Annotated in this window: 12 protein-coding genes; 8 read left to right on the top strand and 4 right to left on the bottom strand. The window is 71.3% G+C overall.

Going from position 1 to position 15,600, the window contains the following annotated elements; genetic code table 11:
- Positions 1–2,109: an amylo-alpha-1,6-glucosidase gene (locus AC1DWJ_RS00680; RefSeq protein WP_457252840.1), complete on the bottom strand. Its 2,109-nt coding sequence runs from the start codon at positions 2,107–2,109 to the stop codon at positions 1–3.
- Positions 2,110–2,273: 164 nt separating this feature from the next.
- Between AC1DWJ_RS00680 and AC1DWJ_RS00675 the strand changes: the two genes are divergently transcribed.
- From AC1DWJ_RS00675 to AC1DWJ_RS00660, 4 genes are all read left to right on the top strand, one after another.
- Positions 2,274–3,344, top strand: coding sequence for a LacI family DNA-binding transcriptional regulator (locus AC1DWJ_RS00675; RefSeq protein ID WP_457252841.1), 1,071 nt, complete (start codon positions 2,274–2,276; stop codon positions 3,342–3,344).
- Positions 3,345–3,441: 97 nt separating this feature from the next.
- Entirely contained in the window at positions 3,442–4,680 is a 1,239-nt protein-coding gene (locus tag AC1DWJ_RS00670; protein ID WP_457252842.1) for a sugar ABC transporter substrate-binding protein, read from the top strand.
- Positions 4,681–4,682: 2 nt separating this feature from the next.
- Complete coding sequence (locus tag AC1DWJ_RS00665; protein WP_457252843.1) at positions 4,683–5,813, top strand: carbohydrate ABC transporter permease; 1,131 nt, start codon at positions 4,683–4,685, stop codon at positions 5,811–5,813.
- Complete coding sequence (locus AC1DWJ_RS00660; protein ID WP_457252844.1) at positions 5,810–6,664, top strand: carbohydrate ABC transporter permease; 855 nt, start codon at positions 5,810–5,812, stop codon at positions 6,662–6,664. Before AC1DWJ_RS00665 ends, AC1DWJ_RS00660 begins: the two co-directional genes overlap by 4 nt.
- Before the next feature lie 79 nt (positions 6,665–6,743).
- Here the strand turns inward: AC1DWJ_RS00660 and AC1DWJ_RS00655 are convergent, their stop codons facing one another.
- The 3 genes from AC1DWJ_RS00655 to AC1DWJ_RS00645 all read right to left on the bottom strand — a co-directional run bounded on the left by AC1DWJ_RS00655 (position 6,744) and on the right by AC1DWJ_RS00645 (position 9,553).
- Positions 6,744–7,046, bottom strand: coding sequence for a hypothetical protein (locus tag AC1DWJ_RS00655; RefSeq protein ID WP_457252845.1), 303 nt, complete (start codon positions 7,044–7,046; stop codon positions 6,744–6,746).
- Between the two features lie 317 nt (positions 7,047–7,363).
- Positions 7,364–8,431 (bottom strand): hypothetical protein, encoded by a 1,068-nt coding sequence (locus tag AC1DWJ_RS00650; RefSeq protein WP_477619769.1) that lies wholly within the window; start codon positions 8,429–8,431, stop codon positions 7,364–7,366.
- A gap of 81 nt (positions 8,432–8,512) precedes the next feature.
- A complete protein-coding gene (locus tag AC1DWJ_RS00645; RefSeq protein ID WP_477619768.1) occupies positions 8,513–9,553 on the bottom strand; it encodes a hypothetical protein in 1,041 nt (346 codons plus the stop codon).
- Positions 9,554–9,774: 221 nt separating this feature from the next.
- Here AC1DWJ_RS00645 and AC1DWJ_RS00640 point away from each other — a divergent pair, with 221 nt between their 5' ends.
- The 4 genes from AC1DWJ_RS00640 to AC1DWJ_RS00625 all read left to right on the top strand — a co-directional run bounded on the left by AC1DWJ_RS00640 (position 9,775) and on the right by AC1DWJ_RS00625 (position 15,525).
- Complete coding sequence (locus AC1DWJ_RS00640) at positions 9,775–10,356, top strand: DinB family protein (RefSeq protein WP_477619767.1); 582 nt, start codon at positions 9,775–9,777, stop codon at positions 10,354–10,356.
- Between the two features lie 88 nt (positions 10,357–10,444).
- Complete coding sequence (locus tag AC1DWJ_RS00635) at positions 10,445–11,857, top strand: magnesium chelatase ATPase subunit I (RefSeq protein ID WP_457252849.1); 1,413 nt, start codon at positions 10,445–10,447, stop codon at positions 11,855–11,857.
- Positions 11,854–13,875 carry a vWA domain-containing protein gene (locus tag AC1DWJ_RS00630; protein WP_457252850.1) on the top strand — a complete coding sequence of 674 codons (2,022 nt, stop codon included), beginning with the start codon at positions 11,854–11,856 and terminating at the stop codon, positions 13,873–13,875. The genes AC1DWJ_RS00635 and AC1DWJ_RS00630 overlap by 4 nt, the downstream gene beginning before the upstream one ends.
- Positions 13,876–14,055: 180 nt before the next feature.
- Positions 14,056–15,525 carry an HNH endonuclease signature motif containing protein gene (locus tag AC1DWJ_RS00625; protein ID WP_457252851.1) on the top strand — a complete coding sequence of 490 codons (1,470 nt, stop codon included), beginning with the start codon at positions 14,056–14,058 and terminating at the stop codon, positions 15,523–15,525.
- Positions 15,526–15,600 lie beyond the last annotated feature (75 nt).

The raw sequence follows: 15,600 nt of genomic DNA, 5'->3' as shown, positions 1-15,600 counted from the left end.
CTATGCGCCCCCGCTGACCCGGACCTCCTGCGGCACCCCGGTGACCTCGACCGCTCCGTCGCGGCTGACCGAGACCGAGAACGGCACGCCACCCAGCCGCAGGCCTTCGACGTGGAGCGCGCCGAACGGCAGGGGCAGGACGGGGTCGACGTGCAGGACCCCGCCGGGCAGGTCGGCACGCAGGCCGAGCGCGACGGTGAGGATGGCACCGGCCGAGGCCGCGGACCACGCCTGGGGCCGGCACGAGGCCGGGTAGGGCGAGGGGCGACCCAAGCTGCGCTGGTGGCCTCCGCCGCCACCCAAGGGCAGGCCCGAGTAGAGCTCGGGCCACCGGTAGTCGAACGCCTCGGCGGACGCCACGAGGGTCTGCGCCACGCGGGCGGCCGGCCCGGTCAGCCCTTCGCGCGCGAGGCCCAGCGCGACGATGGCCGTGTCGTGGGTCCAGACCGAGCCGGTGTGGTAGCCGATCGGGTTGAAGCCACCGTTGCCCGTGCCGAGGGTGCGCACGCCGAAGGTGTCGAGCAGCTCGTCTCCCGTGACCGTCGCCCCGACGCTGGCGGCCTCCGCGGGGTCGAGGGTGCCGGTGCCGAGCGCGTGCCCCATGTTGGAGCCCAGCCCGTCCACCGGCTTGCCGGACCCGTCGAGCGCCATCGCGAGGTAGCGGCCCTCACCGCCCTCGACCCAGAACGCCTGCCGCACGCGCTCACGCAGCGCCCCGGCCTCCGCCCGTGCCGGGTCCGCTCCGTCCTCACCCAGCGCCTCGAGGAGGTCGGCTGCCCCGAGCAGTGCCTCCACGGCATACGCCTGGGCCTCGACGAGGGCGATCGGCGCGGCAGCGACGCTGCCGTCGCGCATCCGCATCGAGTCACCGGAGTCCTTCCAGCCCTGGTTGGCGAGGCCGTGACCCGACGTGTCGAGGTACTTGAGGAAACCGTCGTCGTCGGGCTGGCCGTCCGAGGTGAGCCAGGCCAGCGCGGCGCGCAGGTTGGGGAGCAGCGCGCGCACCTCGGCCTCGGGCAGACCCCACCGCCAGGTCTCGACGAGCAAGGTCACCCACAGGGCGGTGGCGTCGACGGTGCCGTAGTAGAGCGGCGGGAGTGCCAGGTCACCCTTGCGCGGCGACCCCGTGTATGCCGTGCGGCGCACCTCGTGGGGGATCTTGCCCGGCTGCTCGGCCGAGTCGGCATCGTGTCGCGTGCCCTGTCGTCTGGCCAGTGCGCGGAGGGTGCCGGCGGCGAGCTCGGTGCCGAAGGGCAGCATCATGCGCGCCGCCCAGATCGAGTCCCGCCCGAAAAGCGTGAGATACCAAGGGGATCCGGCTGCGGCGAAGACATCGGACGGCTCGAGCGGGTCACGGAGCAGGAGATGCCGCAGGTCGTCGGTCGACTGCGCGACGAGGGGGGCGAGACGGGGTTCGTCGGACGTGATGCGGATGTCGCGCCACGTGACGGCGTCGCCGCCCGGGTCGGCGTCGAACTCCGAGGCGGCGGTCCGGGAGGCGCTGACCGTGACCCGGACCGTCTGGCTCTCGCCGGGCTCCACGACGACGTCGTGGCTCACGACGGCGCGGTCCGCGGCGACCTCGAGTCCGGTCGGCGCGGGGTCGACGTCGACGCGCGTGCGGTGCCGTTCGGTGGTGAACGTCAGGACCCCGTCGACCAGCTCGGGCGGCACCGCCGGCGCGCCGAAGGCGCCGTACTTCACCCGCGCGATGGCCAGGCCGTCCGACCCGAGCTCGAGCCGCAACGTCGCGCGGACGGTGCGTGCGGCGCGCGAGGTCACCGTGACGTCCTCGTGCAGGGTGGCGCCCTCCAGGGTGCGCACCCTGCGGATCTCCACGGTCGGGTCAGGGCCCTCGTCACCGAGCCCGCGAGCCGCGCCGAAGAACTCCGCGGTGGCTCCCCCGGCCTCGGAGGCGACCGCGCTGGGTGTCTCGCCGGAGACGGTCAGCTCGAGCCTGGACAGCAGGCGCACGTCGTCCACGAACAGCCCGTGGCCCGCGCCGGGGCTCACGTCACCCGTGGTCGCCGACAGCGCGGTCGCGTTGCCGTCGACGATGATCCGCAGGTCGTGCAGCCACGGTTGACGCGGGCTCTGCTCGGTGGTCACGCGGGCCTCGTTTCCGGTTGAGCACTGAGGGGTCCACCCAGGGGTTGGTGGCCATGATCTCTTGACTGGCGGCCCGTCGTGGGCCATATTCAGCCTAGTTGGAACGTTCAAATGGGGCATCTCCACCATGGCCCGTCGGTCGATCACAGCGCAAGGGAGCGGTTGTGGCAAGTGGACCAGAGCAGTACCGCGGACGAGCGACGATCGTCGACGTCGCCACCGCGGCCGGAGTGTCCCGCCAGACCGTCAGCAACGCCCTCAACTACCCCGACCGGGTCGCACCCAGCACCCTCGCGCGGGTGCATCGCGAGATCGAGCGGCTCGGGTTCACCCCCAACGCCGCCGCCCAGCAGCTGAGGCGGCGCAAGGCCTCCGCCTACGGGTTCGAGGTGAACCCCTCCGGCGCCGGCAAGATGGGTCACATCCTCGACGGCTTCCTCGTCGAGCTGACCGTGGCCGCCCCCGACCACAGCTGCCACCTGGTCACCTTCGCGCCCGACCTGAGCAGCCTGCTCTCGGGCTACGACCAGATCCTGTCCACCGGGCTGGTCGACGGGTTCGTGCTGGGAGACACGAGGCACGACGACCCCCGACCCGCGTGGCTGCTCCAGAACGACGTGCCCTTCGTGACCTTCGGCCGGATCTGGGACGAGCCGCAGATGGGCCGGTGGGTCGACGTCGACGGACGCGCCGGCATGGAGCTCGCGGTCGGGCACCTGCTCGGCCAGGGCTACACCTCGGTCGCCTACCTCGGGTGGCCGGAGGGCTCCCCCGTCGGCGACGACCGGCGCCGCGGCTGGCTGGCCGGCCTGGCCGACGCGGGCCTGGCGGACGATCCCATCGCCGAGGAGGCCGTCCAGGACCTCGCGGTCGCCACGGCGGCAGCCGACCGGTTGCTGGCGCGACTCGGTCCCGACAGCGCGATCCTCTGCGCCTCCGACCTGCTGGCCCTCGGCGCCCTGAGGGCGGTCCGCAACCGCGGTCTCGAGCCCGGCCGCGACATCGGCGTCGTGGGCTTCGACGACAGCGACGTCGCCGAGGCCCTGCAGCTGACCAGCCTGCGCCAGCCCCTCCGGCAGGCGGCCGCCGAAGCGTGGCGGATCGTCCACGAGAAGGGCACCGACCTGTCCCTCACCGCCCTGCTGGCCCCGACGCTCTCGATCCGCGAGAGCACCTCCCGCGCGGGCGACCCCTCGGCACCCCCTCCGACTGCTACGCCCCGACCCAGACCCTGACCCACGACCCCTGACCCACGACCCCTGACCCACGACCCCTGAGTTACCCAGGTCGTCCGACACCCGGCGGACGGCACCCCCACCCCAAGGAGCACCCATGAGGCGCAACACCACCCTGGCCCTGGTCGTCGCGGCCACGACATCGTTGGCGCTGACCGCCTGCGGTGGCGGCGGCTTCGACGAAGGCGCGAAGCCACAGCAGTCGTCGGGCCCGGCGAAGCTGCAGATCCTGATCGGCACGTCCGGCGACGCCGAGACCGCCGCCGTCAAGGCGGCCGCTGACACCTGGGCCAAGAAGACCGGCAACACCGCCGAGGTCGTCGTGGCCTCCGACCTCAACCAGCAGCTCGGACAGGGCTTCGCCGGTGGCACTCCGCCGGACATCTTCTACGCCGACGCCGGCCGCATCGGCGACTTCGCCAAGGCGGGCAACCTCTACGCCTACGGCGACCAGGTCAAGGACGCGGGCTACCTCGACAGCCTCGTGCAGACCTACACCTACGACGGCAAGCTCCAGTGCGCGCCAAAGGACTTCTCGACGCTCGCCCTGGTCATCAACACCGAGATGTGGACCAAGGCCGGTCTGACCGACGCCGACATCCCCAAGGACTGGGCAGGCCTGGAGACGGTGGCCAAGAAGCTCACCAGCGGCAAGGTCACCGGCCTGGTCGTCAGTGGCGAATGGGCCCGGCTCGGGGTCTTCATGCGTCAGGCCGGCGGCTGGGTCGTCAGCCCCGACGGCAAGACCGTGACGGCCGACTCGCCGGAGAACGTCGCCGGGCTCACCGAGGCGCAGAAGCTGCTCAAGGCCGGCTCGATGAAGTACGCCAAGCAGGTCGACGCCGGCTGGGGTGGCGAGGCGCTGGGCAAGGGCAAGGCCGCGATGACCATCGAGGGCAACTGGATCCGCGGCGCGCTGAAGAACGACTTCCCCACCATCAAGGCCAAGGTCGTCGAGCTGCCGGCTGGTCCGGGCGGCAAGGGCACCCTGCTGTTCAGCAACTGCTGGGGCATCGCCGCCAAGTCGAAGAACCAGGCCGCCGCGGTCGACCTCGTGAAGTCGCTGACCTCGGTCGACCAGCAGATGGCCTTCGCCAAGGCGTTCGGTGTCATGCCGTCCACCAAGGAGGGCTCGACGCAGTATGCCGCCGCCTTCCCTGACGATGCCGCCTTCTCCGCCGGTGGTGCCTACGGCACCGGTCCGGTGAACGTGCCGGGCTTCGACCCCGTCATGGCCGCCTTCAACACCGACCTCGAGCAGCTGGCGAGCAAGGACCCGAAGACGATCCTGTCCAGCCTGCAGAAGAACGGCGACGCGGCCCTCAAGGGTCAGTGAGCATGACTGTCATCCCCGGATCCCGTCGCCGCGCCAAGGCCGGCGGCGGGATCCGCGGCGGCGAGTCCGTCGCAGGCTGGTTGTTCACCGCACCGATGATGATCATCCTCGGGCTCTTCCTGTTCATCCCGATCGTCATGGCGCTCTACGTCAGCTTCACCAACTGGAACGGCAACGGATCGCCCTTCAACGGCGGCACGAACGCCGAGTGGGTGGGGACCAGCAACTACACGTCGCTGTTCACCCAGGACGGACTCAAGCGCGCCAACTTCATGCAGTCGCTCAACAACAACTTCTGGTACGTGCTGTTCGTCGTGCCGCTGCAGACGGCGGTGTCGTTCTTCCTGGCGCTGATCGTCAGCAACCGCTTCCTCAAGGGAAAGGGCTTCTTCCGCACCGCCTTCTACTTTCCCTCGGTCACGAGCTCGATCGCGATCAGCGTGGTGTTCCTCTTCCTCTTCGCCAACTCGGGCGCGGTGAACGCGGTCCTCAGCGCCGTGGGCATCAAGGGGCCGGCGTGGTTCAGCGACTCGCGGGGGCTCTTCCACATCGTGCTGGGGTGGTTCGGCGCGGGTGACAACCCCGGCTGGGGCCAGGGCCTGATCCTGGGCCGCTCCGTCTGGGACTGGTTCGCCGGGCCCTCGGTCGCCATGTGCGTCGTCATCATCCTGGCTGTCTGGACCACCACCGGCACCTTCATGCTGATGTTCCTGGCGGCCCTGCAGGACGTGCCGGTCGAGGTCGAGGAGGCCGCCATGCTCGACGGCGCCACCGGCTGGCAGAAGCTGCGCCACGTCACCATCCCCATGCTCAAGCCGGCGTTCTTCCTCGTGACCACGCTCGGTCTGATCGGCACCTGGCAGCTCTTCGACCAGATCTACGTCATGGGCAAGGGCGCGCCCGCCAACACCACCCTGACCCCCGCCTACCTGTCCTACAAGCAGTCCTTCACCAGCCTCCAGTACGGCAGTGGCGCGGCGATGTCGTTCATCGTCTTCGTCCTCATCGTCGCGCTGACCGCCTTCCAGCGATGGCTGATGCGTGACAAGGACGCCAAGCCGAGGCGACGCTTCGGACGGGCAGCTGCGGTCGGCGTCGCGACCCAGGGCACCGGCACCGGAGGGGTGAAGTGAACCAGCGCACCAAGGGTTGGAAGCTCACCCTCTTCTACGTCGTGCTCGTGGCCTTCGCGATCATCTATCTCTACCCGTTCCTCATCCAGACCGCGACGTCGTTCAAGTCCAACGCCAGCGCCACCGACAACCCCCTGAGCCTGGTCCCCAACCCGCTCGACCTCTCGACCTGGAAGCGGATCTTCGGCATCGGTGGGGACACCTCGCTCCCCATCATGCGGTGGCTCACGAACTCCGTCGTCGTCACCGTCGTGATCACGGCGGCTCGGGTGTTCCTCGACAGCATGGCCGGATATGCGTTGTCCCGGCTGAGGTTTCGCGGCCGCGGGTTCCTCTTCTCCACCGTGCTCGCCGTGATGAGCGTGCCGGGCGTCGCGCTCCTGATCCCGAAGTTCCTGATGGTGAACTACCTCGGCATCTACGACAGCTACACCGCGATGGTCCTGCCGCTGGTCGTCGACGCTGCCGGGGTCTTCATCATGAAGCAGTTCTTCGACTCGGTCCCGGTGTCGATCGAGGAGGCCGCGCGGATCGACGGGGCTGGCGTCTTCCGGACCTTCTGGTCGGTGGTGCTGCCGATGGCCCGCCCGGCCCTGATCACGCTGACGATCCTGTCGTTCCAGGGGTCGTGGAACGAGTTCACCCACTTCCTGGTCACGACGCAGAGCCCGGAGCTGAAGACCCTCGTGACCGGCCTGGCCAGCCTGGCCAGCGGCGACCTGGGTGCTGGCTCGCAGTACCCGCTCAAGCTCGGAGCCGCCCTCCTGACGACGATCCCGGTCGCGGTGCTGTTCTTCGCGTTCCAGCGCTACTTCGTCTCGGGCGCCAACGAGGGGGCCGAGAAGGGCTGACGCCGTCGGTAGGCCGCCGTGCCCCACCGGGCGCGGCGGCCTACCGTGGGTCGGGGCACGGTCGGGGCACGGTCGGAGCTCACAACCGGGGCACGTAGCGCTTGCCCTGCAGCGCGTCGTAAATCAGCCCCGCACTGCGTCGCGCGGCCAGCAGCCGCACCCCCTCGGTCTCGAGGTCGGCCAGCACCTGGGCCAGTCCCTCGCTGGTGAGGTGATCACCCAGCTCGACGCGCACCTCGCGGTAGGCCTGCCGCATCGCGACCACCTGCGCGTCGATGTGCCGGGTCGTCATCCAGGCCAGCGCGACGGGCTGACGTCGCCACCCGGCATACAGGCGGTACTCGGAGGGGCAGAAGTCGAGCAGCCACGAGACGGCGGGCACCTGCCAGCCGTGCGACTCCGGTGGTGGCACCAGTGGCGGCCAGCCCGGGGGTACCGCGGGGCTCGCAGGTCTCGTCGGCGACGGACCCGCGAGGCGTCCCGCGACCTCACCCGGTCGGCGAGCCGAAGCAGTCATCGCCGGCCGTGCTGGACGACCGGCGGGAATCCAGCGATTCGAACATGTGTTCGATCATAGGGCATGAGCGAGCTCCGCTGGACCGGATGAGGGAAGTCGCACCACGGAGAAGCGGGCACCCCGCAGGGCGCGACGGAAGGACGGACGGCGGGCTGCTTCACCGTCCGTCCTCCCCTGCCGGGTCAGCTCACGTCGGCGAACCTCCGCGCGGTGACCCGGGTACCTGCTCCCGCGAGGAGCAGGAGCCCAGCGACCAGCAGGAGCTGCCATGGCAGGCCACCACCGGTCATGGCGAGCGACGCCGCGGTGGCCATGCCCAGGGCAGGAAGCGCCGAGGCTGACGGCGGGCCGGTCGCACCGTCCGCCGTGTCACCCCCGGGCTGGCCGCTCGAACCCCCCGCGCCGTCACCGGGGGCGGTCGGGTCGGACGGGTCCATGGGTTCGGACGGGTCCGTGGGGTCCGTCGCGTCCTCGCCGGGAGGTGTCACGGGGTCGGTCCCCGTGGCAGCTCCCGTGGTCGTGGAGTCCCCGACGACCGAGACGGAGTTGCCACCAGCTGTGACGGGGGCGGCCACCGGAGCCGTGACCTGGTTGCCACCGGCAGCCGAGCCCGCACCGGACGTCGAGTCACCGGCGGTGCCACCAGTCGAACCGGATGCCCCAGCGGGCTCCGACGGTGCTGCTGCGGTCGAGTTGGAGGACGAGGAGTCCCCCAGCACCGACACGGCATTGCCATCGGCAGTCACCGGAGCCCTGACCGGAGCCGTGACCTGGTTGCCACCGGCAGCCGAGTCCGCACCGGACGTCGAGTCACCGGCGGTGCCACCAGTCGAACCGGATGCCCCAGCGGGCTCCGACGGCGCTGCTGCGGTCGAGTTGGAGGACGAGGAGTCCCCCAGGACCGACACACTGTTGCCGCTGACCGTGACGGGCACCGTGGCCGCCGCAGCAGCCTGGTTGCCACCGGCAGCGGAGCCGTCTCCTGAGGTGCTGGCGGCCTGAGCGCTGGGCGCCTGAGCCGCCGCTGGTGCGGTGGCGTTCGACCCGGACGAGTCCGAGTCCCCCACCGCTGAGATGGAGCTGCCCGTCGCGGTGACCGGCACGACGACCGAGACTGCCGCCTGGCTGCCGCCGAGGGCGCTGTCCGCGCCCGTGGTGCCTTCGTCGGCTGACGCCTGTCCTGCGAAGAACAGGATGCCGCCCCCGACCACGAGAGCCACTTCGAGCCCTCTGCGCACGTATGCATGCATGGTCTTTCCTTCCTGATCGTGCTGTGTCGCCCGTGTCCGGGCATGGCTCATCTGCGCCGAGATCACGGCGCGAGAGCGGCACTAGTCAGGTCGGGTACCGGGGTGTGCGGGAAGGCCGCGCGGGACGCGCCAGTCGGCGCTGCTGCGACCGAACAAGCGGGGGTCCGGGAGCACCACGCTCGGGCTCCCGGTGGCCGGGTCGCCGCCACCCTGCGCAGCGCCGCCGGGGGGCGACGGCTGGGTCGGCAGGGCCGGCGAGGAGTCGAGCGGGGCCCACGGGTCGAACGGCTCGCCGGGCCAGCTGGGTGCGGCGGGCAGTTCGGTCTGCACGGATGCCGCGTGGCGAGAGGGGCCGGCCTCGGACCTCGTCAGGAGCCCGTCCCGATCACGGGACATGGTTGGCCGGATGACCGCCCTGGCGGCTGACGGGTCACGCTCTGTCGCAACGGCTTCCGTGGCCCCCGGAAGCGGGACCACGTCGATGGGCGTCCCGTCGCCGATCGGCAGGGGCACGATCGGCGACGGGAAGCCCACGGGAGCAAGGGACTGCACGAGGGTCACGACGGTGTCGGTCACCAGCACGAGCGGTTCGCCGGCCACTGGCACCGAGCCGGCGACCTCGGCCAGGTCGATGACCTGCGTCAGCCCGCTGTCGACGGTCGACCGTGCCGTGGCCCCGACCTGGTCGAGGACCGGGGGTACCTGCCGGCCGGCAGCCTTGACGGGCGCCATCGTGGTCGTCAACGTGGTGGTCAACATCGTTGTGCCAGAACGCTTTTCGCTCGCCTGCGCGTCGGCAGGCGTGGCAGGCGTGGCAGGCGTGGCGGGCTTCGCGGGCGTGGCGGGCGTGGCGCGCTTGGCAGACTTCGCGGGTTGGGCCGGGTGACCCGCGGGCCGCTCGGCCGTGGCCGACGACGTCCCGACGACGGTGCCCAGCACCGCCTCGAGCCCGTCCCGGTCGATCGGCGCAAGGGTGCGACCGACGTCGGAGCGTGGTTGCGAGGATGCGGATCGCTCGGCGGCCGAGGCCGGTCCGGAGGTCAGGACGACCCAGGCGAAACAGAGGAGGGCAGCGCCGATGAGCAGCCGAAGGAGGCTGCGCACGTGCATCGTCCCCTGCATGCAGTCGACCCCAAGCTCCCCGGCTCAAGGGCATTACCGTCACTCCAGTGGAGCACGGACCACGCGCAACGGCAACCGGTCAGCCCATCATCACCGCAGGTCAGGCCCACCCTTCGCACCCCAAACGGGCCCAGGGACCGTCCGCCGGACGCCACCAGAACCTCGACATCCAGTGGTTGAAGCGGTCAGGAACTGACCTCTTTGGCTCCTAGCGTGGAGCCATGACGACCACCGACCAGACCCCGACCACCGCACCCGCCACAGCACCCGCCTCCGCCGGCGGTGAGCGCGCCGACTTCCTGGAGTCGCTGCAACGCCATCGCGACTTCCTGCGCTTCACCGTCAAGGGCATCAGCGACGAGCAGGCCCGCCAGCGCACCACCGGCTCGGAGCTCACCCTCGGTGGCCTCATCAAGCACGTCGCCACCACCGAGAAGCAGTGGGCGGAGTTCATCGTCGACGGGCCCGCTCCCCGCCCCGACATCGACTGGGAGGACGTCGACTGGCAGAACCCCCCGGAGCACGTGCGGGCCTTCATGGACTCACACCGGATGACCGAAGACGAGACGCTGGCCGACTTACTCGCACACTACGATTCGGTCGCCCAAGCCACCGATGCGCTCGTGGGGAGCCTCGCTGACCTGGACGCGTCCCACCCGCTGCCGGAGGCTCCGTGGTTCGAGCCGGGGGCGCGGTGGTCGGCTCGCCGGACCCTCCTCCACATCATCGCCGAGACCGCTCAGCACGCCGGCCACGCCGACGTCATCCGCGAGGCACTCGACGGACAGAAGACGATGGGCTGACGAGGTGAGCCGGTCGGGCGGCGACCGGCGAGTCCGAGGGGCGGTCCCCGGCATACGGATTCGCCGACGGCGGGGTTAGCGTGAGGAGGTGACGCACCCCTCTGCCTCCACCCCTGTTCCCCCGCCCCCTGCCACGACCCTGGGCGAGCTGCGCGCCTCCGGTCACGCGCACCGCACCCTTCGCGAGGAGGTGCGCGGCAACCTCGTGGCCGCCCTCGCCGAGGGCCGTGACCCGTGGCCCGGACTGCACGGCTTCGCCACCACCGTCATCCCCCAGCTCGAGCGGGCCCTCCTCGCCGGCCACGACATCGTCCTGCTGGGCGAGCGAGGCCAGGGCAAGACCCGTCTGCTGCGCAGTCTGGTCGGACTGCTCGACGAATGGACGCCGGTGATCGCCGGGTCCGAGCTCGGCGAGCACCCCTACGAGCCGGTCATCCACGCCTCCCGGCGTCGGGTGGCCGAGCTGGGCGACGACCTTCCCATCGAGTGGCGACACCGTGACGAGAGGTATGCCGAAAAGCTCGCCACCCCGGACACGTCGGTCGCCGACCTCATCGGGGACGTCGACCCGATGAAGGTCGCGGAGGGGCGCTCGCTCGGTGACCCCGAGACCATCCACTTCGGTCTGATCCCTCGCAGCCACCGCGGCATCGTCGCGATCAACGAGCTCCCCGACCTCGCCGAGCGCATCCAGGTCGCGATGCTCAACGTGATGGAGGAGCGCGACATCCAGATCCGCGGTTACGTCCTGCGGCTCCCACTCGACGTGCTCGTCGTGGCCAGCGCCAACCCCGAGGACTACACCAACCGCGGTCGCATCATCACTCCCCTGCAGGACCGGTTCGGCGCCGAGATCCGCACCCACTACCCGCGCGAGCTCGAGGACGAGATGGCCGTCATCCGCCAGGAGGCCGAGCTCGTCGCGCAGCTCCCCGACCACCTCGTCGAGGTCCTCGCCCGGTTCACCCGAGCGTTGCGCGAGTCGAGCTCGGTCGACCAGCGCTCCGGCGTCTCGGCGCGGTTCTCCATCGCAGGGGCGGAGACGGTCGCCGCGGCAGCCCTGCACCGCGCCACCCGCCAGGGCGAGCCCGAGGCCGTGGCCCGCGTCGTCGACCTCGACAGCGCCGTGGAGGTGCTGGCCGGGAAGATCGAGTTCGAGACGGGTGAGGAAGGTCGCGAGCAGGAGATCCTCACCCACCTGCTGCGCACGTCCATCGCCGACACCGCTCGGCGTCACCTCGCCGGGATCGACCTCGCCCTCCTCGTCGCCGCCCTCGAGGGCGGTGCGACCGTCACCACGGGCGAGCAGGTGGCGGCCACCGATGTGCTGGCCGGGTTGCCGGTGCTCGGCGAGTCCGACCTCTACGACGCCATCGCGGATCGGCTCGACGCGCACAGCGCCGGTGAGCGGGCCGGGGCGGTCGAGCTCGCGCTCGAGGCCCTCTACCTGGCGCGCCGCGTCGACAAGGACTCGGCGGACGGGGAGACGGTCTACGGATGAGCCCGCACCGGTCGCGGTACGCGCGCTACTCAGGCGGACCCGATCCCCTCGCACCCCCGGTCGACCTGGCCGAAGCCCTCGACGCGATCGGCCAGGACGTCATGGCCGGCTACTCGGCCGACCACGCCATGCGCGAGTACCTGCGCCGGGGCAGCCGTGACCAGACCGGCCTGGACGACCTGGCCCGCAGGGTGGCCGAGAAGCGGCAGGAGCTGCTGCAGCGGCACTCCCTCGACGGGACCTTGCGCGAGGTCCGCGAGCTGCTCGACCGCGCCGTGCTCGAGGAGCGCAAGCAGCTCGCCCGCGACCTCGACGACGACGCCCGGCTGGCAGAGATGCGGATCGAGAGCCTGCCCGCGTCCACGGCGGGGGCGGTCAGCGAGCTGTCCGACTACTCGTGGCGCAGCCAGTCGGCCCGGGCTGACTACGAGCGCATCAAGGACCTGCTCGGCCGCGAGGCCCTCGACCAGCGCTTCGCCGGCATGAAACAGGCCCTCGAGAACGCCACGGACGAGGACCGCGAAGAGGTCCGACAGATGCTCTCGGACCTCAACGACCTCCTCGCCGCCCACGGTCGAGGCGAGGACACCACCGAGCAGTTCCGCCAGTTCATGGAGCAGCACGCCGACTTCTTCCCGGACGACCCGCAGGACGTCGACGAGCTCATCGACAGCCTGGCCCAGCGGGCGGCCGCCGCCCAGCGGATGCTGAACTCGATGACCGCGGAACAGCGGGCTGAGCTGATGCAGCTGTCGGCGCAGGCGTTCGGGTCTCCCGCGCTCATGGACGAGCTGGGGCAGCTCGACGCGAACCTGCAGGCGCTGCGCCCCGGTGAGGACTGGGGCGGCTCCGAGGAGTTCGAGGGATCGCAGGGGCTCGGTCTCGGCGACGGCACCGGCGCCCTCCAACAGCTCGCGTCGCTCGACGAGCTCGCCGAACAGCTCTCGCAGTCCTATCCCGGCGCTCGGATGGACGACATCGACATCGATGCGCTGGCCAGGCTGGTCGGCGACGACGCTGCCGTGGATGCCAGGACGCTGGGCGAGCTGGAGCGTGCCCTGCGCGACTCGGGCTACCTCAACCGCACCTCGGACGGACAGCTGCGACTGTCTCCCAAGGCGATGCGGCAGCTCGGCAAGGCCCTGCTGCGCGATGTCGCCACCCGGCTGTCCGGTCGCCAGGGACAGCGCGACGTGCGGCACGCCGGCGCGGCCGGCGAGGCCAGCGGCGCCACCCGCGAGTGGCAGTTCGGTGACACCGAACCCTGGGACGTCACGCGCACGGTCACGAACGCCGTGCTGCGGACGGCGGGTGAAGGCGGCCAGCCCGCACACGGCATACGCCTCGACCTCCGCGACGTGGAGGTCACCGAGACCGAGGCGCGCACCCAGGCCTGCGTCGCACTGCTCGTGGACACGTCGTTCTCGATGGCGATGGACGGGCGCTGGGTGCCGATGAAGCGCACCGCCCTGGCGCTGCACCACCTCATCTCCAGCCGGTTCCGTGGCGACGCCCTCCAGCTGATCGGCTTCGGCCGGCACGCGGAGGTGATGGACATCGAGCAGCTCACCGGTCTCGACGCGCAGTGGGCCAAGGGCACCAACCTGCACCACGCCCTGCTCCTCGCAGCCCGGCACTTCCGCAAGCACCCGAGCGCGCAGCCGGTGCTGCTCATCGTGACCGATGGCGAGCCGACCGCCCACCTCGAACCCGACGGGCAGGTCTACTTCGACTACCCACCACACCCCCTCACCGTCGCCTACAGCGTGCGCGAGCTCGACAACGTGGCTCGGCTCGGGGCGCAGGTGACGTTCTTCCGGCTGGGCGAGGACCCGGGGCTGGCCCGGTTCATCGACCAGATGGCGCGCCGCGTCGACGGCCGCGTCGTGGCGCCAGAGCTCGACGACCTCGGTGCGGCGGTCGTCGGCAGCTACCTCGGCTCGCGGGGGCCGGGTTCCTACCGAGAGCAGTTCGGTGGCTTCTACGGCGGCGGGCGCGGGTTCTGGGTCGACGACTGAGGTATGCCGCGTGGCTGGCTCCTCTCGTGGCCTCGCTCGCTGCGTCGGCCGCGCCGTATCGGCGCCCTATCCGGGCTAGGCCTCCACAGTCACGCCGCCGTCGAAACGTTATACACAGCAACAGGATTCGCGGTCCAGGCATCTGGTTGGGCTGTCGGTGGTCGGTCGTAGGTTTGATCCATGTCGTTCGCACCGGACCCGAGCTGGCCGGCTGACCAGCCGCCGGCCCGGCCTGTGCTGGGCGCGGTCAGCGCCGCCCTCGACGCGATGTCCGAGTCGACGCCGGAGCGGCTCTGGGCACTCAGTGACGGTGAAGTCACCCAGGCGGTTGCGCTCCTCGGGCAGCTGCACGCGAGCGGCGACGCGCATCTGGTCGCGGTGCTTGCCGAGGCCAAGCGGCGAAGCCTCGGCACCGGTGACGGGTGGGGGCCGGTCGACTGGGCAAGAGCGCAGGCGCCTCAGCTGCCGACCCGGACCCTGGCCGACCTTGACACCGTCGCCACGGCGGCGGCCGACGCCGCAGCGGGTGACACCCGCCTGGGCGACGTCATCGATGCCGTCACCGGGGCGGCTGGCCGCGGCAGCGCGTCCGGCGATGGTGCGGACGATGCGGGCGGTGCCGACACGGAGGAGCACTGGGGAGGCGAGGGCGGCACGGACGACGTGGGATCGGGTGGGCTGGAGCTCGGGAAGGCGGCCCAGATCGTCCGGTTCCACCGCTCCGTGCGCGGCCTGGCCGAGCCCGAGCACCTCGCCGAGCTGACCACGATCACCCTGCGCGCCGCTCGCGGAGACCGACCGCTGTCCGAGAAGGGTCTGGCCACCGCGCTGCGCCGCGCCGCCGACCAGCTGCGCCCCGACCGGTTCGTCGAACACGACGCCGACCTGCGCCGCGCGCACCGCTCCCTCGTGAAGGGCCCAGGACCGCTCGGCCTCTCCCGCTACACCCTGCTCCTGGACGACGAAGGCGCCGCGGTCCTCGACACCGCCGTCGACGCCCTCGCCCGACCTCGACCGGATGCCGATACCGGGGAGCTGGACCCGCGGACCCCCGCAGCGCGCCGCGCGGACGCGTTGCTCGACCTCGTGACCCGCGCCGTCACCGCCCCCGACGGCACACCACGGCAGGCCAAAACCGCCCTCATGGTGACCATCGACCTCGACGTGCTCCGCCGCACCCGCCGCGGCGCCGGGCTCACCCTGGCCGGGGACCTGCTCACCACGGACACTGTCCGCCGCCTCGCCTGCGACGCCGAGCTCATCCCCATCGTCCTGGGGAGCGCCGGACAGATCCTCGACCACGGCACCGCCGTCCGGCTCTTCACCCCGGCCCAGGTCAGACACCTGTGGCTCCGCGACCGAGGCTGCACCTTCCCGGGTTGCAGCAAACCACCCACCTGGACCGACGCGCACCACCTGATCCACTGGGCCGATGGTGGTTCCACCGACCTGACCAACGCCGCGCTGCTCTGCCGAGCACACCACACCGTCGTCCACCGCCACCGCTACACCGCCACCGTGGTGGACGGCGCCCTCGGACCCAGTGTCCGGTGGGATCTCACCCCCGGCGCCTACGACGACCACCTCGAAGCCCTCCGCCACACCGGCACCATCCCCCGGTGGACCCACCCCGACGAGCACCGACCATGAGCCCGCCCCACACCCCGCCGACCGCGGGGCCGGTGGCCTGCCCGCGTGCGGGGATCACGCCTGGGGCCGGATGGC

The sequence above is a fragment of the Pedococcus sp. P2_D7 genome (assembly GCF_056404295.1).
This window is presented reverse-complemented; position numbering and strand designations above follow the sequence as displayed.

Coding starts and splice junctions, on each gene's coding strand:
- AC1DWJ_RS00670 (WP_457252842.1), top strand. CDS start 3,442: ATGAGGCGCAACACCACCCTGGCCCTGGTCGTCGCGGCCACGACATCG.
- AC1DWJ_RS00665 (WP_457252843.1), top strand. CDS start 4,683: ATGACTGTCATCCCCGGATCCCGTCGCCGCGCCAAGGCCGGCGGCGGG.
- AC1DWJ_RS00650 (WP_477619769.1), bottom strand. CDS start 8,431: ATGCATGCATACGTGCGCAGAGGGCTCGAAGTGGCTCTCGTGGTCGGG.
- AC1DWJ_RS00645 (WP_477619768.1), bottom strand. CDS start 9,553: ATGCAGGGGACGATGCACGTGCGCAGCCTCCTTCGGCTGCTCATCGGC.
- AC1DWJ_RS00640 (WP_477619767.1), top strand. CDS start 9,775: ATGACGACCACCGACCAGACCCCGACCACCGCACCCGCCACAGCACCC.
- AC1DWJ_RS00630 (WP_457252850.1), top strand. CDS start 11,854: ATGAGCCCGCACCGGTCGCGGTACGCGCGCTACTCAGGCGGACCCGAT.
- AC1DWJ_RS00625 (WP_457252851.1), top strand. CDS start 14,056: ATGTCGTTCGCACCGGACCCGAGCTGGCCGGCTGACCAGCCGCCGGCC.